The sequence below is a fragment of the Bacteroidota bacterium genome (assembly GCA_020161395.1).
Lineage (GTDB): Bacteria > Bacteroidota > Ignavibacteria > Ignavibacteriales > Ignavibacteriaceae > UTCHB3.
On the sequence record JAIUOE010000002.1, the window covers coordinates 1 to 25,329 of the forward strand.

The 25,329-nt window shown below is 42.9% G+C and carries 16 protein-coding genes, 1 tRNA gene and 1 pseudogene; 6 read left to right on the plus strand and 12 right to left on the minus strand.

The window, feature by feature from the left end:
* Positions 1 to 382: 382 nt before the first annotated feature.
* The 3 genes from LCH52_02625 to LCH52_02635 form a co-directional block, all read right to left on the minus strand.
* Positions 383 to 1,813: a T9SS type A sorting domain-containing protein gene (locus tag LCH52_02625; protein MCA0387371.1), complete on the minus strand. Its 1,431-nt coding sequence runs from the start codon at positions 1,811 to 1,813 to the stop codon at positions 383 to 385.
* 260 nt (positions 1,814 to 2,073) lie between these two features.
* Positions 2,074 to 2,268 carry a hypothetical protein gene (locus tag LCH52_02630; GenBank protein MCA0387372.1) on the minus strand — a complete coding sequence of 65 codons (195 nt, stop codon included), beginning with the start codon at positions 2,266 to 2,268 and terminating at the stop codon, positions 2,074 to 2,076.
* 15 nt (positions 2,269 to 2,283) lie between these two features.
* Positions 2,284 to 5,502 carry a T9SS type A sorting domain-containing protein gene (locus LCH52_02635; GenBank protein MCA0387373.1) on the minus strand — a complete coding sequence of 1,073 codons (3,219 nt, stop codon included), beginning with the start codon at positions 5,500 to 5,502 and terminating at the stop codon, positions 2,284 to 2,286.
* A 329-nt stretch (positions 5,503 to 5,831) separates the two neighbouring features.
* Here LCH52_02635 and LCH52_02640 point away from each other — a divergent pair, with 329 nt between their 5' ends.
* Positions 5,832 to 6,116, plus strand: coding sequence for a hypothetical protein (locus LCH52_02640; GenBank protein MCA0387374.1), 285 nt, complete (start codon positions 5,832 to 5,834; stop codon positions 6,114 to 6,116).
* Here the strand turns inward: LCH52_02640 and LCH52_02645 are convergent, their stop codons facing one another.
* Positions 6,117 to 6,491 carry a GxxExxY protein gene (locus LCH52_02645; protein MCA0387375.1) on the minus strand — a complete coding sequence of 125 codons (375 nt, stop codon included), beginning with the start codon at positions 6,489 to 6,491 and terminating at the stop codon, positions 6,117 to 6,119.
* A gap of 101 nt (positions 6,492 to 6,592) precedes the next feature.
* Between LCH52_02645 and LCH52_02650 the strand changes: the two genes are divergently transcribed.
* Positions 6,593 to 6,754, plus strand: a complete 162-nt coding sequence (locus LCH52_02650) for a hypothetical protein (GenBank protein MCA0387376.1) — start codon at positions 6,593 to 6,595, stop codon at positions 6,752 to 6,754.
* 210 nt (positions 6,755 to 6,964) lie between these two features.
* Positions 6,965 to 8,191: pseudogene (locus LCH52_02655) on the plus strand (IS256 family transposase).
* Positions 8,192 to 8,422: 231 nt separating this feature from the next.
* Here the strand turns inward: LCH52_02655 and LCH52_02660 are convergent.
* The 4 genes from LCH52_02660 to LCH52_02675 form a co-directional block, all read right to left on the minus strand.
* Entirely contained in the window at positions 8,423 to 8,614 is a 192-nt protein-coding gene (locus LCH52_02660) for a hypothetical protein (protein ID MCA0387377.1), read from the minus strand.
* 26 nt (positions 8,615 to 8,640) lie between these two features.
* Positions 8,641 to 10,980 (minus strand): T9SS type A sorting domain-containing protein, encoded by a 2,340-nt coding sequence (locus LCH52_02665; protein ID MCA0387378.1) that lies wholly within the window; start codon positions 10,978 to 10,980, stop codon positions 8,641 to 8,643.
* Between the two features lie 705 nt (positions 10,981 to 11,685).
* Positions 11,686 to 13,044, minus strand: coding sequence for a T9SS type A sorting domain-containing protein (locus LCH52_02670; GenBank protein ID MCA0387379.1), 1,359 nt, complete (start codon positions 13,042 to 13,044; stop codon positions 11,686 to 11,688).
* A 509-nt stretch (positions 13,045 to 13,553) separates the two neighbouring features.
* Positions 13,554 to 16,397 (minus strand): T9SS type A sorting domain-containing protein, encoded by a 2,844-nt coding sequence (locus tag LCH52_02675; GenBank protein ID MCA0387380.1) that lies wholly within the window; start codon positions 16,395 to 16,397, stop codon positions 13,554 to 13,556.
* A gap of 141 nt (positions 16,398 to 16,538) precedes the next feature.
* On the opposite strand from LCH52_02675, the gene LCH52_02680 reads away from it, so the two are divergent.
* The gene (locus LCH52_02680) at positions 16,539 to 17,741 is read left to right on the plus strand and encodes a M24 family metallopeptidase (protein MCA0387381.1); all 1,203 of its coding nucleotides are present in this window, start codon (positions 16,539 to 16,541) and stop codon (positions 17,739 to 17,741) included.
* Here the strand turns inward: LCH52_02680 and LCH52_02685 are convergent.
* Both LCH52_02685 and LCH52_02690 read right to left on the minus strand, forming a co-directional pair.
* Positions 17,722 to 18,450 carry a HAMP domain-containing histidine kinase gene (locus LCH52_02685; protein MCA0387382.1) on the minus strand — a complete coding sequence of 243 codons (729 nt, stop codon included), beginning with the start codon at positions 18,448 to 18,450 and terminating at the stop codon, positions 17,722 to 17,724. The two genes, LCH52_02680 and LCH52_02685, sit on opposite strands and share 20 nt — an antisense overlap.
* A gap of 11 nt (positions 18,451 to 18,461) precedes the next feature.
* The gene (locus LCH52_02690) at positions 18,462 to 21,533 is read right to left on the minus strand and encodes a putative Ig domain-containing protein (protein MCA0387383.1); all 3,072 of its coding nucleotides are present in this window, start codon (positions 21,531 to 21,533) and stop codon (positions 18,462 to 18,464) included.
* A gap of 202 nt (positions 21,534 to 21,735) precedes the next feature.
* Between LCH52_02690 and LCH52_02695 the strand changes: the two genes are divergently transcribed.
* Positions 21,736 to 22,350 (plus strand): hypothetical protein, encoded by a 615-nt coding sequence (locus tag LCH52_02695; GenBank protein ID MCA0387384.1) that lies wholly within the window; start codon positions 21,736 to 21,738, stop codon positions 22,348 to 22,350.
* Between the two features lie 85 nt (positions 22,351 to 22,435).
* Positions 22,436 to 22,508 (plus strand) — tRNA-Thr (locus LCH52_02700).
* Positions 22,509 to 22,565: 57 nt separating this feature from the next.
* Here the strand turns inward: LCH52_02700 and menC are convergent.
* Together menC and LCH52_02710 are read right to left on the minus strand one after the other, a co-directional pair.
* Positions 22,566 to 23,765, minus strand: coding sequence for an o-succinylbenzoate synthase (gene menC / locus LCH52_02705; GenBank protein MCA0387385.1), 1,200 nt, complete (start codon positions 23,763 to 23,765; stop codon positions 22,566 to 22,568).
* Positions 23,762 to 25,117: an MFS transporter gene (locus LCH52_02710; protein MCA0387386.1), complete on the minus strand. Its 1,356-nt coding sequence runs from the start codon at positions 25,115 to 25,117 to the stop codon at positions 23,762 to 23,764. The genes menC and LCH52_02710 overlap by 4 nt, the downstream gene beginning before the upstream one ends.
* Between the last annotated feature and the right edge of the window lie 212 nt (positions 25,118 to 25,329).

A 25,329-nucleotide genomic window follows, 5' to 3' on the forward strand; every position in this document is an offset into this window, starting at 1 on the left:
CTTGACACCCTCATGGAGATTCTATGTCCACCCTTTCGGTAACTAAGAGGACAAAGCGAATATATAAACGAAATTTGTGCAGAAAATGAAGAAAACTTGGGTGCTCCTATTGCTTTTTAACATAACAGTTATGAGTTATGAGTTTGAGACTTTTTGAGGTTCGAGGTTTAAAATTTGAGTCGTTAAAACCTTTATTTTTGGAAAAGGAGCGACAATCGTCCTCGATTGTCGAACCGCAAAAGCTCTTTTTTAAAACAGAACACGGATAATCCGGAAAATCCGTTTTATCCGTGTTCTGTTAAATTTCCCGGCACCCAACTCCGGTCAGTCTTTTCCCCCACCTTTATAAGGAGGGGGATCAAGGGGGCGGTACGGGCGGTACCTATTTCAACAACAACATCTTCCGGCTCGAAGTAAAATCACCGGCTTTAATCTCATATATATAAAGTCCGCTGTTCAACTTTGCAGCATTAAACTCAACCGAATGGTTACCCGCAGGCATCACACCGTTTACAAGTTCAGCAACTTTTTCACCAAGAGTGTTATACACTCTTAACGAAACATTTGAAGAAGAAGGCAATGAAAAACATATCACAGTTGATGGATTGAATGGATTTGGATAATTCTGTGAAAGATTAAATTCTACAGGAGTCATATCCACTTCAACCGACTGTGAGTACGAGGAAGTGCCGTCAAAATCAATCTGTTTCAATCTGTAAGCAATTTTACCCGAAACTGGGTTTTCATCTGCGAAGGAATACGATTTTGGAGCAGTTGTGGTACCGTTTCCTGCTACACTTCCTATTGTTCTCCAGGCTCCGTTATCTTTTCTCTCCACTTCAAATGCACGATTGTTCACTTCCGTTGCAGTCGACCATGAAAGGATAACCTTGCTTCCTGAAGTGGTGGCAGAAAATGAAGTCAGTTCAACCGGAAGTGGTGCGAGTTCCGAGGGAATCATCATCGCAGTAAGCCCGGCAGTTGGATTTACGGTGTTTACACTTCCCCAAACACCATCTGCATCGGTTGCAGCATTGGGATAGGCTGTTCCGTCCATCATTCTGGCTTCAATTCTTCTTACTCCCAACGGATTGGTATTGGGTATAATCACGCCCCATGATCCGGTGATTGCATTTACGCTGTCGCTGTAAAAGGGTGCGTATGAATTGGCGGTTGTGTTTGCCGTACCGTCATTTTCAACAAAAGTGGCGGCAAGGGGTCTTCCTGTTCCGGCTTCGTTGTCATAGAGCACAACAAAACTTTTCGCAGGAGCTGTAGATCTGCTCCAGAGTCCGGAACCTGCATTTGTTGGAGCAGTATCAAATTTTATTACCTGTGTCGAATCCGTTGATGTCAGTCTTGTGACAACAGTTGTTCCGTTCGCACCATCATTTATATTGATTCGCAGGAACACATAATTACCCGGGATAAAACGGGTTGCATTTCCTGTAGGTTCGTTTACAAACCAGCCGGTGTAGTTGCCGGTAGCATCGGTTGTGAATGTACCATAGTTGCCATAAGTGGCTAATGAAGGTCCCGAAGTTCTTACAAAATCACTGTCGGATCTTACAAAAATCACATTACCTGCTCCATTCGCCGTTGGCAGATCGGTTGAAATGACAAACTGATTGAAATATCTGTAGGTGGCATTTGGGGTAAGTCCTGATAGAGTCGCAAAATATGCAAAAGGCATTCTGGCAGCGTTTGTACCGTTTATACCCTCAATAAATTTTGGCTGGATGGTTACATTCAAGGTCTGACCGAACACCAAACCCGAAAACAACAAAAACAAAGGAAAAATCTTTTTTAACATTTTATGTCCATTTTTTTATAAATAACCGGGTCCCTTGCCGGAAATCGTTTATTTATCTTCGGCATAAAACCCAAAATTAAGTCCTTCAAACTTACGATTAACCTGCCTTACTAACAAGTCAATTAGAACGATAATAATTATTTAACAAACAATGACTTTGTGAATTGGCAAATAATTCAATTGAACCTTTGTCCTGACAGAAAATACAAACCCCCTCCGTTTTTGTCAGAGGGGGCAGTAGATGTGAGGTTAAAAACAATCTATTTTAAGGCAGCGTATGCCAGAATTTTCATAAAAACAAGCAAAGAAACTGACGCTGCACCGAACCACGAGAGAGCACGAACAATCCTGTCCCGCTTCAACCCGCGATGGTACAGCTTGTCATAATCGCCGTTTTTTCTGATATAGTCGCCTTTTTGCACATTCCATTTGTAATACGAATTTTCACTCATCATAATATAAACTCCTCCTTATTTCATTAAAATCATTTTTTTAATTGAACTGAAATCTCCTGTCTTTATCTCATAGAAATAAAGCCCGCTGGGGAGATTCTTTGCATCAAACGACACTTCGTGGTAACCTGCTTCCATCTGTCCGTTAAAAAGTGTAGCCACCTTTTCACCGAGAGTATTGAATACATTCAAAGCAACAGTTCCACTTACAGGCATCGAAAAACGAATCATTGTTGATGGATTAAATGGATTCGGATAATTCTGATACAGAGCAAAATTAGTCGGATTCAACTCCACTTCAACAACAGATGAGTACTCGGTGGTGCCATCATTGTCAATCTGTTTCAATCTGTACTGAACCCTGTTCCCGATCGCACCATTATCAACGAAACTGTAATACTTCGGTGAATTAGCCGTTCCGTGTCCCTCCACAAAACCGATCTTCTGCCAGTTGCCGTTAGTACTTCTCTCAACCTCAAACCCGTTATTGTCAACCTCAGTCTTCGTCTCCCAATTAAGAGTGACGGTGGTGCCGGAAGATTTTGCAGTGAAGGAGGTGAGTTCCACGGGGAGGGGGGCATCACTACTGTTTGGGATGAATGCAATATTAGCCGCCAAAGTATGAGAATATTGTGTGTTGGAAGTATTGTAATCATTTCTTACATATGTAGTTCCCGATGGAGTCAGACTAATCATTCCATCCCCTGACCATGTGGCTGCATCTGTCATTCCGGCAACATAAGAAGTGATTGTTCCCCAAGCGACAGCATATAAAATATTTGATGGGGTGGATGCCTGCCTCAGTTGCAACTGTCCGGAAGTTCCCATTCCACTTGTAAAACTTTTATCCCTGGTTACAGCCACACTCCCAACAGTTACAGTAGCATTGGATGCCAAAAGATAGTATTTTCTTGAGGGAATGATCGTGGAAGTAGCGAAAGGGATATTTAGACCCGTCCCACCCGATGCAGCGAAATACTGTAATTCATATCCATTCAGGTCGAAATCGGAGTTCGTATTGTTGAAAAGTACTATAAATTCATCGGAAGCAGCACCATAATCTACAGAAAGATGAGAAATCATTACCTGGACAGGTTGTTTGATGTAACTAAATGCTGTGCCAACATTTGTTGTTCCATTATCAAGTTGCACTTGTACACTTATTCCATCATTTGCATCAACGATTGAAGGTAGTGCTATAGTGAAAGTTGCAACTCCACTGATGTCTGTAACCGTAGTTAAATTGATGTCAGTTACAGTGACAGTTCTTGCAGTCCCGTCGATGGTATAACTTTCATCTGTTGTCGCAGTTGCATCTGTTATTGTTGCATCGTACTTGAATGTATATCCGGATACCAGGTTATTATATTGGTCCTTCGCCGTAACGGTTACGGTTCTGGTTGTGTTCAATCCCAGTGCTGCAGATATTGTTGCGGTCGAATTGCTTGTTGGAGCACCAGCATTTATCTGCTGAGTGACAGATGCTGTTGTATAACCTGTGGCTTCAACAGTCACTAATTTGCTGCCCTCGGTGGTTAGAAGTGAATTGCCTCCCGATGGCTTTAATGTGATCATGCCATTTATCACTTCATAATCGGTCGTTACAGTCAAACCTGTCCCACCAATTTTTACTGCGGTGATTGCTGCTGTCCATGCTGCATTTGCAGAGAAAGCAATATCAATATTATTATCAACAGTGTTTGAAGAATTATCAGCAGTCAGTGTGGGAGGGCTCTTGTAAAATGTATGAGTGCTTCCAGCTGTAAAACTTGATCCAGAATTTGTCACTGTGACACTAAAAGTGAAATCTGCTGCTCCAGGAGTATCAGTACTGATTGTTCTTAAGGTTGTCGCTGCAGCATCAACATCTGCTGTTAAAAACAAGTAAGCGGAGCCAACAGCAAAGTCGCGAGAGAAACCTGTAAAAAGCAATAAATCTCCGGCTGTACCATCACTCAGAGAGGAGATGCTTCCGAGCTCGATATCACCAATATCCAAAGTGGCATCTGTAGAATAATAAAGCTTGAATCCCCCGCTTTGAATATCAGAAGCTGTGTAATTTCCTGATGTTGTAAACCCGGCATCTGTCATTGTCACATCTGCCCCTGTAACCGAGAGTTGAGTCCTGTAAATAATATTTTTGGTTGTTCCAACCACGATTTGTGCCGAACCCGGGTCCGTACCTGTGAATGAAACATTAGGATCCGGACCAGAACCCACCGTTGTCTCATTTCCCACTAATTTTGATGATGTCAAATAATCCAAAGACGCACTATTATATTCATAGATCGCAACATGATAAGTAGTTCCAGCCGTTAAACCGGTTACTTCAACAGAATTCCCGGTTCCATTAAAAACAACAAAATTATTTGCTGAAGTAGTACCTCCTGATCCAAAAATTGAATTTGCTGTATAAGCACTTCCATCAACAGGATCTCCATTAACAGCTGATCCGGATTTCATCACTACAAGTCTTTTCTCTCCGTTTCCATTAGTCCAATTTAATGTCATGGAGATACTACTAAAGGGTGAGATAGAAAGTCCTGTTGCGGCTGAAGTTGGTTCATTCACAGAAGAATTTGCCGTCCAACCAGCCACTGGTGATAGTATTGTGTTCATCAATGTATTATTTAAATCTCTAATCTCAATTCTCTTAACATTTGAAGTGCCATCACATACAAGACTGAAGTTACCCGAAGTTAGCTCTGTTGATGTTGCGGATAAAAGAGTACCCCCGGAGATGGCACTATAGCCTAACACAACATATCGATTTGTTAATGTATATCCCCCGATGGTACTTACATTCCCAGAAAGTGTAAATGGTGATGAGATTGAAGTAGCTGCAGGTAATACAACGGTTTGGTAGTTTGTACTATAACTTGGTCCCAATCTGTCTCTATATGAAGCAGAGGTAGTAGTGTTGTTTCCTCTTTGGTAAATTATCCAGAATGTTGAACTACTACTTGGTGTACCGGGAACAGAAGGTCCAGCAGAATATGTACTTGAAGAGACAAATGTCGTACCATTCCAGCAGTTATATTGATTTGTACTAAACAATCGATATTTCGCATCATTAGAGGAATAACTCGAGAGCGTCATTAATACCGCACTATATGATGTGGGGGAGCTTAAATCCACAAAAGATGGACGAAGAGTAACTGTCGCACTTTGCCCCCATCCGTCAAAGACGAGGAGCGCCGTTAAAATAATTAATGAAGAAAAGAACTTGTTAAACATGATTTTCCTTTTGCTTGTTCTTGAAAAAACCTAACCAAACCAGTGATTGAATAAGAGACATCAAAATCGCATCCAAAAAAGAATGGAAGATGACAAATCAGATTCTGAAGAATATTGCCGGTTTATGAGCTAAAAAGAAAGTTTCTAAGCAGGAAAATTGTGTGAGAGGGTCCTGTTTTGGGACCTCATTTGTGTAGTGTTGTGTTTTTCAACGCAATTGGGAAAAGGCGTTATTCAAATATATAAAATTCCGGACTTATTGCAAGTGATATTTTCGATATCTTAAAATTAAATTATTGTGACCTGGATGGGAACACGATGGGAACACGATGGACAAGATATTACACGATGGACAGGACAGTGCCCCCGGGAATTGTCGGTTTAACTCAAAACTCTGGACAGTCTCCCTAAAATCTCACAGAATGGAGCTCACCAAAATTATGGGGACAACCCCAAAACACAGAAGCGGTATCTTGTCTATCCTGTTTTATCCAGTCTATCCTGTTTTATCGTGCCCATCGTGTTCCAATCCTGTCTATCCTGTAATATCGTGTCCATCGTGTTCCAATCCTGTCTATCCTGTAATATCGTGTCCATCGTGTTCCCAGCCTTAGTCACAAATGATTTTTATTAAAGAGACGGTGGTATTCCATTTTTGGGGTACCGAAATTTATAATCAGTCCATCTTTTGCATTGTATGCTTCCAGATAATTAATTGCCTGAGCCAGGTGGACAGGTTCGGTAACTGATGTAGCTTTCAATTCAACCATTACTGCATCCTCAACGAAGAAATCAACCCTTCGCTCACCAATCACCTCACCTTTGTAATGAATTGGCATGGTAAATTCACGGATGAATGATATACCGGCATTCTTTAATTCAATCGCCAAAGCACGCTGATAGATTATCTCCCGAAATCCACTGCCGAGCGTTTTGTGTACACTAAGGGCACACCCGATAACCTTGTAAGTAATTTGATCAATAGTCATATTTTACCAAATGATAGTAGATTATCCCTGAAAATAACAAATGTGACAATAATACACAAGACGGGAACAAGACGGGAACAAGATAGACAAGATATTTCACGATGGACAAGATGGGAACAGGATACACAAGATATTTCACGATGGACAAGATATTTCACGATGGACAAGATATTTACATGATGGACAAGATGGGAACACGATGGACAAGATGGGAACACGATAGACAAGATATTTACATGATGGACAAGATGGGAACACGATAGACTACATATTTCACGATAGACTAGATATTTCACGATGGACAAGATAATGCCCACAAAAGGGAGTGTCAGTAGTTTTGTGTAATTGGTAGAAATGTATAGTTTGGGAAGGAGCCCAGTTCCACCCCCGAGGGGGTGGAAATGGGGGCGAAAAAGTACCCTGTTTTCCTTTCCCCTTTTTTATCCATTTTATCAATTAATTTCGGAGAATTTATGAAGCTCACAAAAGAAGCTATTGACCAACTGCAAAAAGACCTCGCCGGTGCTAAAACATATGAGGATCTCATGGGGAAGAACGGTGCCATCAAGAACCTCATGAAGCATGCCCTCGAATCAATGCTCGATGCCGAACTCTCAGATCACCTCGGCTACGAAAAGCACTCCCCCGATGGTGATAACTCAGGTAACTCCCGCAACGGGAAATCCAGGAAGACAGTCAAGAATGATCAGGGCAAGATCGAGATCGAAGTTCCTAGGGACAGGAATGGATTGTTTGATCCAGTCGTTGTCAAAAAGTACCAGACAACCGTCGGTCCGATAGAAGACAAGATCATCTCGATGTACGCCAAGGGGATGACCGTCAGGGATATCCAATCCCACCTGGAGGAAATTTACGGGCTCGATGTCTCACCTTCTTTTATCTCAACCGTTACCGACAAAGTTGTCGAATCGGCTAAGACCTGGCAAACCAGACCCCTGCAAAAAGCCTATGTCTTTGTCTTCTTCGATGCAATCCACTACAAGGTCAAGGAAGACGGTAAAGTCCTCACAAAAGCCGCTTATACGGCTCTGGGAGTCAATCCTGAAGGAAATAAGGAACTTCTCGGGATTTGGATCGGTGATTCTGAATCAGCCTCCTACTGGCTCTCAGTATTCAATGAGATCAAGACAAGGGGTGTCGAGGATATCTTTGTCGCCTCAGTGGACGGGCTCAAAGGGCTGGTTGATGCCATCAATATTGTCTACCCGGAATGCAGGGTGCAAAGGTGTATTATCCATCAGATCAGGTACTCCACAAGGTTCATTCCGGAGAAGTTTAGAAAAGAGTTCCTTAAAGATCTTAAATCAATTTACAATGCCGTCAATGAAAAGTCTGCTCAGGCTGCTCTCGGTGAGCTTGAACAAAAATGGGGACAGAAGTACTCTCAGACTCTTAAGTCCTGGAGGGCGAACTGGGACTCTCTTTCAGTGATGTTCGAGTTTCCTCAGGAAATCCGGAAGGTTATCTACACTACCAATGCTGTGGAGGCTCTGCACAGGTAATTCAGGAAGGTTACTAAATCGAGTACCATTTTCCCTAACGATGATGCTTTACTGAAAATGTTGTATCTTGCCTATCGTGACATGTCGAAAAAGTGGACTATGATACTTAGAGACTGGAAAACAATTATCTCTCAACTCTGTATTATCTTTGGAGAGAGATTTGAAAAATATCTGTGATTGCGCACAGGGTGCGCAATCAGTTGGTTCTACTCATTTACACAAAACTCTGGACAGTCTCCCACAAAACTTGGGGGTTTACCTCAAAATTCGGGTGCCGTATCCTGTCCATCTTGTTTTATCGTGCCCATCGTGTTCCAATCCTGTCTATCCTGTTCCAATCCTGTCTATCCTGTCTAAAAAAGCCCGCAAATCTTTCGAAGTGCGGGTTCAATCTTTTTTCAGGAGTTGTCAGTTCCAGGCGGCGTACGACAATATCTTGATGAAAACCAGAAGCGATACCGAGGCAACACCCAACCATGTGAGTTTGCGTACCAGTTTCTCTCTTTTTCTGTTTTTCAGATAAAGTTTATCGTATTCTGAATTGTCGGCGATGTAATCACCGCTCTTGACATCCCAGTTGTAATATTGATTTTGTTTCAAATCTGTCCTTTTAGCATTTATTAAAATCACTTTATTAAAATCATTTTTTTTATCGAACTGAAATCTCCAGCCTTTATCTCGTAGAAATAAAGTCCGCTGGGGAGATTCTTAGCGTCGAACGACACTTCATGGTAACCGGCTTCCATTTGTCCGTTAAGAAGTGAAGCCACTTTTTCCCCTAGCGTGTTGAAAACATTCAGAACTACATTTCCATTTACCGGCATCGAGAAACGGATTATCGTCGATGGATTAAATGGATTGGGATAGTTCTGATACAACGCAAATGTTGTGGGATTAAGTTCCACTTCCACTTCAGGTGAGTACTCAAATGTACCATCATTGTCGATCTGTTTCAGTCTGTACTGAATTTTATTCCCGATCGCACCATTGTCCACAAAACTGTAATACTTCGGAGAGTTCGCAGTTCCGTGTCCCTCAACAAATCCTATCTTGTCCCAGTTTCCTGAGACATTCCGTTCAACCTCAAAACCGTTGTTGTCAACTTCGGTCTTCGTCTCCCAGTTAAGGGTGACAGTCGAACCTTTAGCAGAAGCTGTGAAAGAGGTAAGTTCGACGGGAAGGGCGGTAGGCTCTCCACCTGTAAAATCAGAGAAAGAGGTCAGACCTGATGCAGTTAAAAAGTTTGATGTTGTATTGACAGTGCTGGCAGGTTGACTCCAACCGGTTCCGGCAGAAAACTTTCCAAGTTTTAAGTTCGCCTCATTAGCAGGTTCAGAAACATCAGCGTCAACATAATAGAATTCCACATCATAATTTGGCGAAGTTATGCCGGAGGGAGTCAGAGTCCAGTATCTGTTTAAGAAAAGTGTACCGGGTCCTTTTTCCGGATGAGAGGTGTTCTTAACTTTCACACCGACATAAGCGGATGAAAATGTTCCCGAATTTATAAGTAAAGTTACTGGAGAATATTCAACTGTGCCTGAGTTATCTCCCACAGGGAAAGTAAAAATGTCGGGAGCGGTAAATACTTTCCGTAATTCGCCTCCACCACTAGCTATTATCATCTTGGTAGCCGAGGGTGAAGTAATGCTGAGACTGGTTAGTGTAAGATTGTTTGACCCAAGGTCCAAATTTCCCAAGGTCATATCAACCGTTGTTGCCGTAGTTGATTGGCTTAAAGTCACACCGGATGAATTGTTAATCTTTAATGTACCTGAAATGTTCGTCGGCAATGATGGGCCAGTTACCTGAGCACTAACCCCACTATACTCATAAATCCCACCAAAATTGTAAGTTCTGGTTCCTGTAACTTGAATATTTCCCGTGGAAGGAACATTAGATATACCATCAGGTGAACCTATTTTAAGGGTAGCTCCAGATGCTAAAGAAAAGGCTCCTGCACCGGTTACGGTATCTGTACCACAATCAAGCGTCCCATTCACTGTCAAGGTACGACTAGTTGCAATAGGTAAATTGTTGTTTAATGTTAATGATTTCGAAGTGTTAACAGCCCAATTAATTCGAGTATTGGTTAATGTGCCAGAAGAAAATGTAAACTGTGACGAGGCACCATTAAAATTAATAGTACTCACGGTTGAATTCGCCAACAATGTTCCGCCACTAATAGTCAAATTACCACCTATATTTAGGGTGCCAGCACCCGTAGAATTTGCAAGATCCAGAGTTCCTCCCGAGAGGAGTACATTTCCGGTTACTGCCATATCCACTGTTGAAGAGCCACTCGAAAAATAAAATAAGCCACCCTCCACGGCCAGATTACCTCCTACAGTCACAGACTTGTTACCTGCTGAAGCTACAAGAGCATGTCTAAAAGATCCACCACCCGTGGCTTTCACTGTAAGATTTCCTTGGACAGCAGTTAGGTTACCACCCCATCCAAAACTAGCGGCTGCACTTCCAACATTGATAATGAGATTGCCATAACCACTCCCACCAGGTGCTGAAGTTCCGGAAGGGTTAGCCTTTAACTCTATTGTACTACCGGAAGAGAAACTCTCTGTTCCTTGAAATAAAGTGGAACCAAGATTAACCGCTATATTAACAACACAGTTACTTCCATTATCCATCTGAAAAGTTGTGGCAGCAGCAAGTGTCACCGTGTGACCTATAGTCAGCGTCCCCCCATCTTCGATCCAAAGTTTGCTATTAGTTCCGGAGATCGTCCAGGTATTGGATGTCGTCATATTATGACCGTTCTGAATCACAAAAACATCACCGCTAGTGAAATTACCGGGAGTTGTTGGGCTGCCTAAACCATCTCGTGTCGATTTCCAGTTTGCGAGTGTGTTGGGAGCTACACTTCCCTGTGAATAATATGTAGCTGTCCACCCCTCAAAAGCGAGCAAAGATGTTATAAAAAGAAGTAAAGTAATATGTCTAAACATATCTCTCCATTGTTTATTTGTGGATAAATATTTAAAATTTACATGAAAAGGTAACATCGGCTGTTTTAAGCAAATGTTAAGAAATGGTGTTTATGCCTGAAGAAAGAAGGAAAAAGAATAATTTGCAGGTTAAAACCAAGGTTCGCGAAATTCTCCGTGACCGATGAACAGTAGAACTATAGTTTTGGGGGAAATGGGAGGGTAAATACCTCGTGCAGCGGCAACTATAACTGTCGGTCGTGTTTGGGAAAAAGCTCTTGGTAAAAATACCCATTTTTTTAGTAGTATACAAAATTTATTTAATAGAAGTCGAATTTATTTCGTATAAAATTTGGCAATCTTTATACAAACAAGGGATATTGATTTTCTACCCATATGTCGCCACAAGGGCAATGGAGTATTGCAGACCTTTTTTTCTACGAACATGTCACACGCCCGGGTGTGTTGATTTGGAAATTGATTTTTCTATCGTATGAAAGTTAAATCAATAGCATGGGGTTTTAACCCCATGAAAATAAAAAAAACCCATAGAATTAGAAAATTTCCCTGCAGCACAATCGGGACAATTGTCGCTCCTTTTCCGAAATCTTAACAGAATACAGCTACAGTTTGTAGATAATAGCATGAGCTTTTTTTTATTAACAGACCACCCCTCAGAGATTAGCTAACTAACAATTCATAAATCATAACTGAATCCATCTAAAATCACTTCATTAAAAGCAATTTTCTGATCGCGATGAACTCTCCTGCACTGATCCTGTAGAAATATGGGCCGCTCGGAAGGGCTGCAGCATCGAAGGAGACTTCGTGAAAGCCGGCTTCCATCTGTCCGTTTAGTAGAGTTGAGACCTTCTCACCCAATGAGCTGAAGACATCGATCGTCACCAAACCGGCAACGGGTAGTGCGTAACGGATAACGGTTGCGGGATTGAACGGATTTGGATAATTCTGATATAACGCAAATGTTGTGGGTTTCAGTTCCACTTCCACCACAGGCGAGTACTCAAATGTACCGTCATTGTCAATCTGACGGAGTCTGTACTGAATTTTATTCCCGATTGCACTATTGTCCACAAAACTGTAGTACTTCGGCGAGTTCGCAGTACCGTGTCCCTCAACAAATCCGATCTTGTCCCAGTAACCGTTTGTGCTTCTCTCCACCTCAAATCCGTTGTTGTCAACTTCGGTCTTTGTCTCCCAGTTCAGGGTGACAGTAGATCCCTTCGCGGATGCTGTGAAGGAGGTCAATTCAACAGGCAGGATGCTTGTGGCTGTATTCGAATACACAAAATCGTCAAGAAAAATATTTGCAACATTACCTGTACTTGACTCACCGTAGAACATAAACGAATCCATATTCGCATTATTACCGATTCCCGCTTTTGCTAACTCATTTCCGACAAGTACTCCGTTAACCCATAGATCATATTTATTTGCTGCGACGGTACCCGTACCGTAATCCATTGTTACAGCCGAGTTATTGGCAACTATATCAACTAAATAGTTATTTCCTTGCGCAAATGGGGTGCCAGTTATACCGGTTGTTACCCAATTGCTACCAGTCCTTGTATTTGTGGTGATCGCACCACTTGCGCCAAATGTAAATCTCAATCCGACAAAAGTCTGAGTTCCGTCAAAAGAGGCAGTACTACTAAAAGTAGTTCCATCACCTAAAAAGAAAAACCAAATGCCACTTGCAGGTTCAGAATTGCCACTCGAATTACCAAATCGCACTCTAAAGTTAAGCGTTGCAAATTTACCGGGTGTATAGTCGTAAATCGCAAATTTGTTTACAGACCCTGATGAAGAAGCTACACCTCTAAGACATGACCCTGTGCTAAACCCGCTAATGGTTGCTTGTGAATTAAAACTACCAGCAGCGGCGCCAATACGAATGTACCTGCTGCCACCACCTGTTTGCGGTGCCGGGGGGAATGTGGTATTGGTTCCAGCAGTGGTAATGCTCCAAACTTCAGTTCCAAAATTATAACTCCACGGTTGCCCCAACCCGTCAAATTCGAGGAAGGTCGTTATAAAAAGCATAAAGCCAATATGTTTAAACATATCTCTCCTTTGATTTTTTGTGGATAAATAATTAAAATTCATATAAAAAAATAACAGTTGCAGTTTTTGCAATTGTTAGGAATGGGTGTTTTGCCCGCAGAAGATGGGAATAGAATAATTTACAGATTAAACCAAGGTTCGCGAAATTCTCCGTGACCGATGAACAGTAGAACTATAGTTTTGGGGGAAACGGGAGGGGAAATACCTCGTGCAGCGGCAACTATAACTGTCGGTCATGTTCAGGAAAAAACTCTACACAAAGATAATTTTTTTTTCGTATTATACAAAATTAATTATTGTAAATACATAATCAATTCGAATAATTTTCGCTGTGCTCGCAATGACCCGGAAATTTCCCTGCAGGACAATCGGGACGATTGTCGCTCCTTTTCCGAAATCATAACTGAATTCAAACCACATATCACTTGACAGAGGTAGGATAACTAATAAATCATAAATCATAAATCCTAATTAATTCCAGCTCATAGATCATAGTTCATCGTTCGTAGCTACTTGAGAAGGATCATCTTCTTCATCATCCTGAAATCGCCGGATTTCATCTCGTAGAAATAGACGCCGCTGTTCAGACCTGAAGCATCAAATTCAACTTTGTGGTCGCCTTGAGCCATGTAGCCGTTAACGAGTTGTGCAACTTTCTCCCCGAGGATGTTATAGATATTCAGGGTTACAGTTCCCGCTGACGGGATGCTGAAGCGAATCATGGTGTTAGGATTGAAAGGATTGGGATAGTTGTCATACAATTTGTAATCGGTTATCAGGGTATTCAGTCCGTCATTTCCGATGGAATTAATCACACCCGGATAATATGCAGAAGAGACAATCCCCACAAGTCCAGTTGAACCAACGAGTGTACCTGTTCCGTTGTTCTTGCTTATTGCATACAAGTTTGCAGTTTCGGAGAGCATTCCTGTAAAGCCGAAAAGATTACCTGTTTCATCGAAAAAGATGTCGCGCACGAGTTTGTTTGTACCGGTAAAACCAACTTTGACTGTATCACCCGTCCCGATGTTTACCTTTACAATCTGATCTTTACCGGAACCCAATGGCTTGTAGACAGCGGCGAAAAGCTGGTTGGTGAAAGGATCAAAAGCCATTGCATTGAGCGATGTCTTTACAGAATCGACCCGTATTGCACTGTTTTGGGGTTCATCGTACCTGTAGAGCAGATTACGCTTTGAGAGCAGAAAGAGATTCCCGGAGGTGTCGAAAGCACAACTGAAAACCTCGGAAAGGTCAATCGTAGTTTTCGGATAAAGTTTCCCAGAATTTGCATCCATTTTGTGGAGAACTGTCCCCGCTCCCGAAGGCATTAAACCGTAAATCACACCCGTTTTAGGATGTGCAGCGATCGCAGTAAACGAAATGGCTCCGGATGTACCAAGAAGTGTTGCCTCCCCTGTCGATTTATTTATCGAGAATGTATTTCCGCTGTTGGTTGAATTGGTGACGACAAATATCTTTTGTTGTTCAGCCGGATTCAGATAATACGACTCAACCACGAGTGGAATCCTGTTGTCAGCGGGGTCATTATCAAGAATTACGAGCGTGTCTTTTAATATTCCCGCAACCTGAGGATCACAGACCACTTTTAGTTCCAGACTGTCGAATGAGGCAACTGTTGCAGGATATGTAGCGGGACCGAGCAGGGTAAAATTGGAATTTGATTTGTTAATTCCCGAGATCACCAATGGTTGTACACCCAGATTGATGAGTTGCACAGTAAGTGTATCCTTCTGAACCGCTCTCTCCATTGTGGCAAAATTGAGCGATGGTCTGTCGGTAAGAAGAGAAGCACCGGGCACCGGCATCATACGCACTTCCCCTATCCTGTTGCTCCAGGAATTTGAGGAAGAAACATATTCACTCATCATCCAAAAGGTCTCTCCCGAAGGGTCAAGTGACATACCGAGATAATCACCCCACCTGTTCCTTCCGCTGCCGTAGTCTTTTTGATACTGTCCCACGCCCGCCTGCAAACAGTATGCCTGAGTAAAGGAATTGGAGCCCGATTGTTTTCCGACATAATAAGCACTGACATACTCCGACTGGCTGGATCTGCTGACGGTAAAAACGATATTCCCGCTCTTGTCGGTCATAATTGCCGGATAAAAATACCAGGTGTTCGCCGTCCCAAATGTCAGTTGTTCCACTGGTGTGGCAGTGGAGGGATTCAATTTACACACTCTGACAGCAGAAAATGCACCGCTCGAAGGGTTGCGCGTGGAATGAGTCAACCAGATAAAACCATCCCTGTACACAGGTTCGTTGGTCAGCTCGGGACCACTCGATTCGAGCAGAGCTCCACCGGGTTGCGATGCCTGTGGCGGATCACTGAATGCTGTGACCGGGACTGCACTTCCCGTAAGTGAGGGAACACCCTGCTGATCGTATGTAATTTTATACAGAGCATAGGCATTAGACGAATAATATGGCACATGGACGAGATATGCCGTGTCCGCATTGTTGAAGTGAATAACCGGACGGATGTTGAAAACCCTCTGGCTGCTTCCGGGATACTTTACATCCCAGAAATCGTACCACTTGCAGGTATCGGTCGGATTATTGTAAATCTGATCTTTCTTTATCACTCTGATCTTTGCATAATCGAAATATCCACCAAAATTAAACTGATTTGAGGTAACATAAAAATTCACCGCATCGTATCCCACTCCCTGATAGTCACCCCAGTTGCTTGTAGTTGTATTCCCGTTCATATTCGATGGTAAAATCCAGTTTCTCCATGTACCGAGCGGATTTGAATCGTCGGAAACTGATATAAGAATTGAACCCGATTGTGGCAGATCCCTCTGATCGAGCCAGACCATAACCCACCTCTGAGCAAAATGATCGTAGACCACTTTCGGATCGAACGGATCAACCAAAAATGCAGAGAACCATGTGTTGGCACTGATCCTTTTCAAAAGATTTCCTTTTTTATCCCAAATACCAAAATCGGAATTAACTGTCCCCACGATATGATCGGGTCCGACAGCTACATGCGGATCGGGAGGAATTGAATTCGACTCGGTGTTTCCCTCAAAACTCTTAAGCAGGGCTACACCTCCCGCCTCTGCAGGATTTCCCCCTTCCCTGTAAATTTCCTTCTCCCCCGGAAGTTTTGCATCGGTAACAATCGACCAAGGCTCACCTTTGTATCTGATCTTGTTGCGAACAGTCTCAAATTTGGGTGAACGGACCACCGGCTGGTTCGTAAAAGAATTGGTACTTACATACACACCGCTTGCGTATGATCCAACTGCGGGACCCTGTGCGGTCTGTGAATAAACGGTCGAAAATGCACAAAACAGCATAAAGAGGAGAAAATTCCTCATATTACCTCGAATATTAAATGTAATTGAAATTGGGGGAAAGAGTAAATTTAAATTTAACTATTTTAGTCTATATAATTTTGATTAATTTTAACTGACTTTTGAGTCAAAACGACCAACAACGATCATTAACCGGGATACAACATGGATCAACATAAAATTGAAAAACTGCAACAACTTATCAAGAAAAACAACCTCGACGGCTGGCTCTTTTACGATTTCAGAGGATCAAACGACCTCGCTCTAAGTGTACTCGAAATCCCTGCAAAAGCACATCTTACAAGAAGATTTTTCTATTTCGTCCCGGCAGAGGGTGAACCGCAAAAAGTGGCAATGGCAATCGAACTTCACAACCTCGCCCATCTTCCTGGCAGGATGCATCCCTACAGCAGTTATGAATCACTGAACTGCATCATCGGAGAGATACTTAAAGGAGTGAAAAAAGTTGCCATGGAATATTCACCAATGAATGCAATTCCCTATCTCTCCAAACTGGATGCAGGCACTTACGAGTTCCTGAAAACTTTTGGCATCGAAATCGTCTCGAGCGGCGACCTCCTCACCGAATTTACCGCCGTATGGACAAAAGAGCAGTATGATGATAACATCCCTGTCGCACATGCACTCACCGACATCGTAAAACTGTGCTGGAAATTTATTAGAGAAAAAATTGAGACCACCGGCGAAACCACCGAGTATGAAGTTCAAAAACTCATTATGGACGAGATCGAAAAAAGAGGATTTGAAACCGATCATGAAGTTATTGTTGGTGTAAATGGAAATGGTGCCAATCCACACTATTCCCCCACCCCCGAAGTATGGGAAAAAATTAAGAAGGATGATTTTGTTCTCATCGACCTTTGGGCAAAACCAAAGAAAGACAATGGAGTCTGGGCGGATATTACATGGACAGGATATGTGGGTACCGAAGTTCCCGAACGATATGTAAAAGTATTCGAAATTGTAAAGGATGCCCGTGAAGCTGCTCTGAATCTCGTTACAGAGAGATTCGCCAAAGGTGAAACCGTCCGCGGCTGGGAAGTGGATGCAGCCTCCCGAAAAGTGATTGTGGATACCGGTTACGGCGAGTATTTTGTTCACAGGACGGGACATTCAATAACTACCAATCTTCACGGCACAGGACCTCATAACGATAACTTCGAGACAAAAGATATGAGAATCATCCTTCCGGGCACATCATTCTCAATCGAACCCGGCATTTACCTCAAAGGCGATTTCGGTGTTCGCTCCGAAATAGATGTTTACATCCACCCCGACGGCAAAGTCGAGCAAACAGGAGGGCCCAGACAGTTTCAAGTCATACCGATTATGAAGACTGAAGTGTGAGGCTCACCACCGTCCCCGCTTCTTTTTGCGATTGAATGTTTAGATCGATTTTGTTGAGGTCGCAGAAACCTTTGACTAAGAGGAGGCCGAGCCCCATCCCGTCAAAATTACGGGAGTAGCCGTTTGACTCCTGAGAAAAAGGTGTGAAGATTTCATTGAGATATTCGGGATTCATACCTATCCCGGTATCGATGATGGAGACAGAGAGAGTCTGGTCGGGGTTTCTGTGGATATCTATTTCAATAACGCCTTTTTCGGTGTAGTTGATAGCGTTGTCGATAATATTTGAGAAAATCTGAGTGACAGAATACCTGTCAGCTCTCACCTCACAGTTGAGGGTTGTGGAATTGATGATAAACCGCAGCCCTTTTGCCTCCGCTTTTGGTTTGTAATCAGAGACAATCCTGGCGAGCACTTCGTGGAAGAGATCGAATTTCTCAAATTTTGGTTTGTAGTTTCCTGTTCTCACCAGTGAGGTATTAACGAGAAGGTCGATGGTCCTTCCCAGTCTTTCGCTGTCCTCAACCATGATGGTAGTAAGCCTTGAAATATCACGGTTATTAAAGAAACTGAGATCGTGCTCCAGTTGTTTTGCCGCCTGCTGCAGCGCATTTACCGGGGTACGAATTTCATGCGAAATCCGGGAAAGGAAATCGTTTATAAGATCGGCAGATTTATCCTGCATAAGGGGTGCCTTATCTTCTTTCACTATTGGTGCCTTTACTTGACGAGCATCATTTTACGAACTTCTGAAAATTTTGGTGTTACAAGTTGATAGAAATATATACCGCTCGAAAACTGTGACATATCAGCATTTACCGCCCAGGTTCCCGCAGCTCTCTCCTCATCCAGAAGAGTCATTAATTCCCTGCCCAATACATCATAAATCCTTAGCTGAACAACACTTCTCTCGGGAAGTGAAAATTGTATCCTCGTTGAAGGATTAAAGGGATTCGGGAAATTCTGAGCGAGTGAAAATTCTTTCGGAAGTGTCTCTCCGGGAATTTCCTTTATGTCTGAAATAAAGAGCGTAGGATCGGGAATTCCGTCATTGTTCCTGTCCGGTTCAACCAAAGCAAGGTTTATGAGGGAGTCGGGTCCGGCGTTTCCGTTTACATCTGGATTGTCAGGTGCTGAATCACCTGCACCATAGTTGAGTCCGCCTGCAATAAGAGCGACCATTTTCAACTTCACACCCGGAGGGATAAGACCCACACCGAGACCGTAGAGATCGTTCCATGCGACCGCCACTTCGGCACCAAAGGCATTTTGTCCCCGCCTGCCGTTTATCTTGTTAGTCATGTTTGAACTTGTGCTGTCGACAATTTTATACATCCCGGGAGCAGTCTGATTGTATGCCGGGATGAAAAAATCGATGGCGTCTGCAGGGCGGAACCTGAAATTTTTGGCATAATCACCGTAATATCCCTGCTGTCCGTTGAAATTTGTCTCTCCGCCCGGTATTCCGGCATCGATATAAACCATCATTGTGTTGTAGGTATCGTTCAATTTGTAGTCTATGCCGATGTAAAGCGAATCTGCATCCCAGGTGGAATAGATGCCGAGCAATTCATTATTTAGAGTGTCAACCGGTCGCCAGTAACTGTCAGTATCCGAATCTGCAACAATAAGCCACTCCGGTCGCCAGTCTGAAGTTCCTTTGATAATATTTCCGTCAATCACCGGTTTGCCATAGGTGGCAATAACAGTGTCAAGATTGGCTTTTACCCGAAGGTTGTAGTTTGCCGAGCCATATGCACCTTTTCCATCAGTTACTTTAAGCTGTATTGCGTAGTAACCCGTATCAGAAAGCGAAGGAGTGCCGACAATTTTTCCTGTAATCTGATCTACATTCAGGAAATTCGGCGCCTGCGCAAAAAAGAATCTCAAACTGTCTGAATCAGGGTCTGATGCTGTCGGCTGACACTCATATCTTACAGTAGCTTTTATTGCTGTATCAGGAATCGCAGCTATTGCAGGAGGCAGATTCTTATAAACTGAAATTGCAAAGGTATCTTTCTCAGAGGCTCCTCCCGGGTCGGAAACAGTAACAATAACATTCGTTCTTCCTGTGTCGGCAAAAACAGGAGTGCCTGTCAGAAGTCCTTTGTTGCTGACGGTCAGCCATCCGGGATTTCCCTGCAGACTGTAAACCAGTGCAGTGTCATTCGCATCAGAAGCTTTCACCTGATAGGTAAATAATGAATTGGTATAGGCAGTCTGATCCGCTACAGGCAGAAGCGCCGGCGGATTGTTCAGTCTTTTTGTTGTGTCGGGAACATATATTGTATAGCTTCTCGGTGGTGCCCAAAGTTTTATTCTGTTAGGTGGATTGCCGCCAATTCCGGAAACAACCTGTTTGTTTGCATCTCTGCCTGTGTAATCCTTGTACCAGGTTCCGACCGGTTTGTCGGTATCAACCCATACATCTATCCATTGAGTCGGGTTGTCATTCATCACGATATAACCACCGGGCTGATTTCCATAACCGTTTCTTTTCGCGACATAGATATCGTTGGAGAGTTCGCCCTGGTTTGTGTTACCATCCTGCCGTATGTAGTATGGATTTAAGCCGGCTCTTTTTGTGGTTCCGCCGCCGAGGAAATTCTGCCTGATCCAGATAAGAGTGTCAATTTTTCCACCAACTCCATAGTCAATGTAATCTTTGAAAAACACGGAGGGTCTTCCCTCGGAGAATAGAATATAGGCATAGCCGAGAGCCTTGTCGTAAATAACAGGATCATGACCTGTGTCGATTTGCCCGTCCCAGCCTTTTCTGTCAAAATCGTGATTCTCGAGAAATGTCGAAACATCAAAACCGGAAAAACCGGAATTAATAAGCCCTGCCCCGTCAAGGTTGTTCATGTTAAATCCACCGTTTGTGGTGTTACACATGTCTCTCAGGTTATACCTCAAGGGAAAATCGAACATCGAAACATTTGCACCATTCTGATACTTGGCGACCTGCAACCAGTTACCTATCTCGGAAGTGCTGCCCCAAAGTTCAGCAACGGCATAACCGCCCGGATTTGATCCATTTAACCATTGTGCCATAAACGCAGGGTTTATCGATTTTACGGCATCCAGTCTGAAACCGTCATAACCGAGTTCCTGACGAAGGTACCTTCCCCATGCTATCAGGCTGTCTTTCACGCTCTGCTTGTTGTGATCAAGCCATTCACCAAAACGAAAGATGGGATCTGTCTGCACAAAGAGAGGATCAACCCAGCAATTCTGGGAATTGGGGTAGAATGATGCTGCAGTCTTCCTGAATCTTCCGGGACCCGAGGGGTACTGAAACAACATGTAGGCAGAGTCGGGAACAATGTAATTACCATTGTTCAAAGGGCGACACTCATAAGGTATCTTCTGCTCGCCACCCATCATGTGCCTTACGACAGCGTCTGCAAAAACCTGCATCCCGACGCTGTGAAAGGCGTTTATCGCATTCTTTAGCTCGGCTTTGCTTCCAAACCGGGTCTCGAGGCTCCCCTTCTGATTGTAATCTCCAAAATCATAATGGTCATAAGGATCGTATCCCATCGACATCCCTCCACCGGCTCCTTTTGAGGATGATGGCAACCAGATTGCACTGAAACCGGCAGATGCAAGTCTTGTTGAGAGTATTGCAAGTGAATCCCACCAGATTCCCCCCGGAGGAGAGTTCCAGTAAAATCCCTGCATAAACACATCAGATTTTGGGGTTGTAAGAAGAGCACTTTTATCCTGCGCAGTAAGATTTGTCACGAAAATAAATGCCAAAACAGCGCATAATTTCATACGATTAGACATGGAGCGATCCGAATTTTTTCCGGTTAGTGAATGGTTTTACCAAAATTAAAATAACAATTAGGAATTTAAATAATTTGCGGAAATTATTAAAGATTATTTTAAGAGCAGTTTTAAGGGCAACTGCCTTCGGGAGTACATTTATTATAAAATTTTCATAAATTGAAAATCAGATAAAAGAATTTTATTAAACTGTGGAGATTCAATGAATACCAAAAAACTATACCTCACACTTGTAATCGGATTCACTCTTGTGTTTGCAGGTTGCAATATTATCCAAAGCTTTGTAAATCTTTCCAGACTGCAATTTAAACTTCACGGTGTTACTTCCATTTCTGTGGCAGGAGTTTCACTGACCGGTAAAAAATCACTTTCAGATCTGAATGTCTTCGAAATTGCAAAAGTAACTGAATCATTCTTTAAAGGATCACTGCCTCTTACATTCACTCTCGATCTTGCTGCGGTTAATCCCAATACAGGAAGTGGTGGCTATGCAAGAACCGATGCGCAACTCAAATCTCTCCCGTTTCGTCTTGTGGTTGACAGCAGAGAGCTCGTAACCGGCAATATTAAAAATCCGGTCAGTATACCCGGAACAGGTGAAACCGAGCATCTGCCGATAGACCTGACCATCGATCTCGCTAAAGTGATAAAAGACCAGGGTTATGAGAGTTTGCTAAACCTTGCACTTCAGGTAAGTGGAGTGGGATCAGGGTCGAGTAATGTTTCGTTATACGCACGACCTGTCGTTTCCACGGTGCTCGGTGACATCACCTATCCCGACGAAATACGGATAGTCGATGCCACTTTTTCCAAATAATTTTAACGAAAAGATATTTTTTTCGATCAGCATATTGCATAATATTCAGAAAACTCCTATATTTGTGATCTAAATTTTATTGATTGCTGGTGTAGCTCAGCTGGTAGAGCAGCTGATTTGTAATCAGCCGGTCGGGGGTTCAAATCCCTTCACCAGCTCAATAGTTTGAACCGGTTCTTCACAGAGCCGGTTTTTTTATTTTAAAACTCTCGTTGTCACAAACTAAAATTCTTCAACCCCCAACCAATTCCCTCCGGAACAGTAATCACCCCGTCTTCATATTCAGGAGAATCAGCAACATTTACCTTGAAATAGGGTGCCTGCGAAATATGATCACCCGGAAGGTTCACTTCTTCGCGTGAACAGAAGTGGATATTTGAGGTTTTCCCAAGTGCAGTTTCATACATTCCCCCGCACCAGACAGATACACCGTTCTCATGACACATTTTCGCAATTCTGATCGACTCAAGGAATCCGCCAACCCGTGGAGGCTTTATGTTGATTATCAGCTTATTTGTGTCAGAATTCTGCCGCCACAGCTCAATCGCCTGCCTTGTATGCATCTCATTCAGAATGCTCTCATCGAGGCATACGGGTGTTTTGAGGGCTGATAACTGTCTCGAATGATCGAGAATATCATCATTTCTTCCGGGTTGTTCAATCATTAAAAGGTTGTAATTGTCAAATTCCTTAAGTATCGCCACATGCACCGGGTTAAAAAGATCGTAACAGGCATTTGCATCCACCTGTAGTTTAATGTCGGGATATTTTCTTCTGACTGCCTCAATATATGTGACATCCTTCCCCGGTTTAACCTTTACTTTAACTCTTGATACATTTAACTCACCAATCGCAATATCGATTTTCCTGATAAATGCTTCAATCGTTGGTTCAAGACCCACACTTGTACCCGCCGAAACACTTTTTCTCGTTCCACCCCACAGTTTGGAAACAGAAACACTGTGAATCTGTGCCACAGCATCCCAGTAGGCTCCTTCGACACCTGACTTTGCCATGTTGTGCCCTACGATCCATTTGAAACGGTCCAGAAAAGAAATTATATCGGTAAATGGAGGCAAACCCCTCACCGGCAGTCCGTCAATTTCTTCAACAGGCTTACCGGTTAGAGCCGAGATGATATAGCTCAGGGCAATCCCGACGCTCCTGTGGCATTCGTAATCGTACCACGGCGCACTAAGGGGTGAACACTCTCCTCTGCCTGTTACAAGATCACCCGATTCAGTTCTGAATGTGATTTCCGGGAAAAGTCGGATCAGAGAGTCGAATCTGGCAAATGAGGTCTCAAAAGGAAAACTTAAATCAAATCTCCGTGTATGAATTTTTATTTGTTCGATATAGAGAGGAACCTGGTTTTCAAACACATTGAGGTATGAGAGTTCTTGTGAAGCATTCATTTTCTTAAGTCCGGAATTTTTCTTAAATGTTTGGGATTTAATAACATGGCAAAACCAGCAGTGGCGATGATTGCGAAAAACCAGTAGCTGATCTGTGTGGCAATCAACATTTCATCAAAGTTTTCCTTTTGAATTTTTGCTTCTTTGCCGACGAGAAAAAGAAAAGCAAGTCCGCAGATGATAATTCCTGTCTGCATTCCGACACTGAGCATCACATAATTTGATGCAACAGCACTCCCCTGTCTGCTTTCAGGAACTGAGCCGAGCATAATCGAAGTGTTTGGTGCTGAGAAAAGAGCGATTCCCGATCCTGTCAAAATCATTGCAAAGTAGATGAGATACATCGGAGTGGTTTCTCCGAGATTTGCCAGAATAACAAGCGAAAGAGCTATCAATCCCATCCCTGCGGCTGAGACTTTCCCGGGGGAGGTCTTGTCAGCCACATACCCCGCAAGAGGTGAAACCAAAAGTTGAAGTACGGGTTGTATAAGTATTACAATACCTGATTTTACGGGCGACATCTCCCTGTTACACTGAAGGTAAAGTCCGAGCAGATACTGCGATGCATATGTGGTTAAAAATGTTATAAATACTAAAATATTGGTAACTGCATACACAGAATTCGATCTGAACAGTTTGATGTCATAGATCGGTTCAGCACTCTTGTACTGGGAAAAAATAAACGATGCAAGACCTGCGGCAAATCCGGCAAATAAAACCCACCCCAGAGGTTCATTCAGTCTGTTGGCGCTCCCCTGTAGGAAAATCAGTGTGAGTGCATAAAATACGATGCCCGGAAGATCAAATTTCCTTGAGGCCTCTTTGTCAACTTCACGATCGGGTACCACAAATTTAATAATCATTAATGCAATACCCCCTGCAATTGCTGCAGAGATGAATATACTCCTCCATCCGAAAGACTGGGTCAGGAATCCACCGATAAAATTGCCTGCAGTGGTACCGGAATAAACGAGCCCCGATAAAATTCCAAGTGCGGTTGTTCTGTATTTCGCAGGAATTGTTGTCGTTATAATTGGTGTATTTGAAACAACAAGGGATGAAGCGGCAATTCCCTGAATAGTTCTGAAAATAAGAAGTGAAAGGAAACTGTGTGCAAAAAAGATAACAAGCAGGTTGGATATAATGAAAAATGAGGCACCAAAAAGAAGTGTTTTCTTTGGCCCAAGTATATCGGATACCTTCCCCAAAGGAACGATACAGATGCTCGAAAGAAGGAGATAAACCGAATTTATCAGACCGAGGTCGGCAGGATTCACCACAAACTCCTCCCCAATCACCTTCAGCGCAAGGTTTACTGAGGCAAGAAGATACATTGACAGGAATGATGTGATTCCGGTGGCAACAATTATCAGAATATGTTTTGGTTTCAGAGTGGCAAACCTCGTACGGGCATTGAGAAAATCCTGAATTCAACTTAATAAATGAGGACGATATAGTCAACAGAATCAATCAATTTTTCCGATTAATTGTCGATTTGTCAACAAAACCGTTCTTTTTCTTTGTAATTCTTGAACAAAATGTTAGTTTGCATCATGGTATAATC

Coding starts and splice junctions, on each gene's coding strand:
- LCH52_02665 (MCA0387378.1), bottom strand. CDS start 10,980: ATGTTTAGACATATTACTTTACTTCTTTTTATAACATCTTTGCTCGCT.
- LCH52_02640 (MCA0387374.1), top strand. CDS start 5,832: ATGGACAAGATATTACACGATGGACAGGACAGTGCCCCCGGGAATTGT.
- LCH52_02675 (MCA0387380.1), bottom strand. CDS start 16,397: ATGAGGAATTTTCTCCTCTTTATGCTGTTTTGTGCATTTTCGACCGTT.
- LCH52_02635 (MCA0387373.1), bottom strand. CDS start 5,502: ATGTTTAACAAGTTCTTTTCTTCATTAATTATTTTAACGGCGCTCCTC.
- menC (MCA0387385.1), bottom strand. CDS start 23,765: ATGAATGCTTCACAAGAACTCTCATACCTCAATGTGTTTGAAAACCAG.
- LCH52_02670 (MCA0387379.1), bottom strand. CDS start 13,044: ATGTTTAAACATATTGGCTTTATGCTTTTTATAACGACCTTCCTCGAA.
- LCH52_02625 (MCA0387371.1), bottom strand. CDS start 1,813: ATGTTAAAAAAGATTTTTCCTTTGTTTTTGTTGTTTTCGGGTTTGGTG.
- LCH52_02630 (MCA0387372.1), bottom strand. CDS start 2,268: ATGATGAGTGAAAATTCGTATTACAAATGGAATGTGCAAAAAGGCGAC.
- LCH52_02680 (MCA0387381.1), top strand. CDS start 16,539: ATGGATCAACATAAAATTGAAAAACTGCAACAACTTATCAAGAAAAAC.
- LCH52_02690 (MCA0387383.1), bottom strand. CDS start 21,533: ATGTCTAATCGTATGAAATTATGCGCTGTTTTGGCATTTATTTTCGTG.
- LCH52_02645 (MCA0387375.1), bottom strand. CDS start 6,491: ATGACTATTGATCAAATTACTTACAAGGTTATCGGGTGTGCCCTTAGT.
- LCH52_02650 (MCA0387376.1), top strand. CDS start 6,593: ATGGACAAGATGGGAACAGGATACACAAGATATTTCACGATGGACAAG.
- LCH52_02695 (MCA0387384.1), top strand. CDS start 21,736: ATGAATACCAAAAAACTATACCTCACACTTGTAATCGGATTCACTCTT.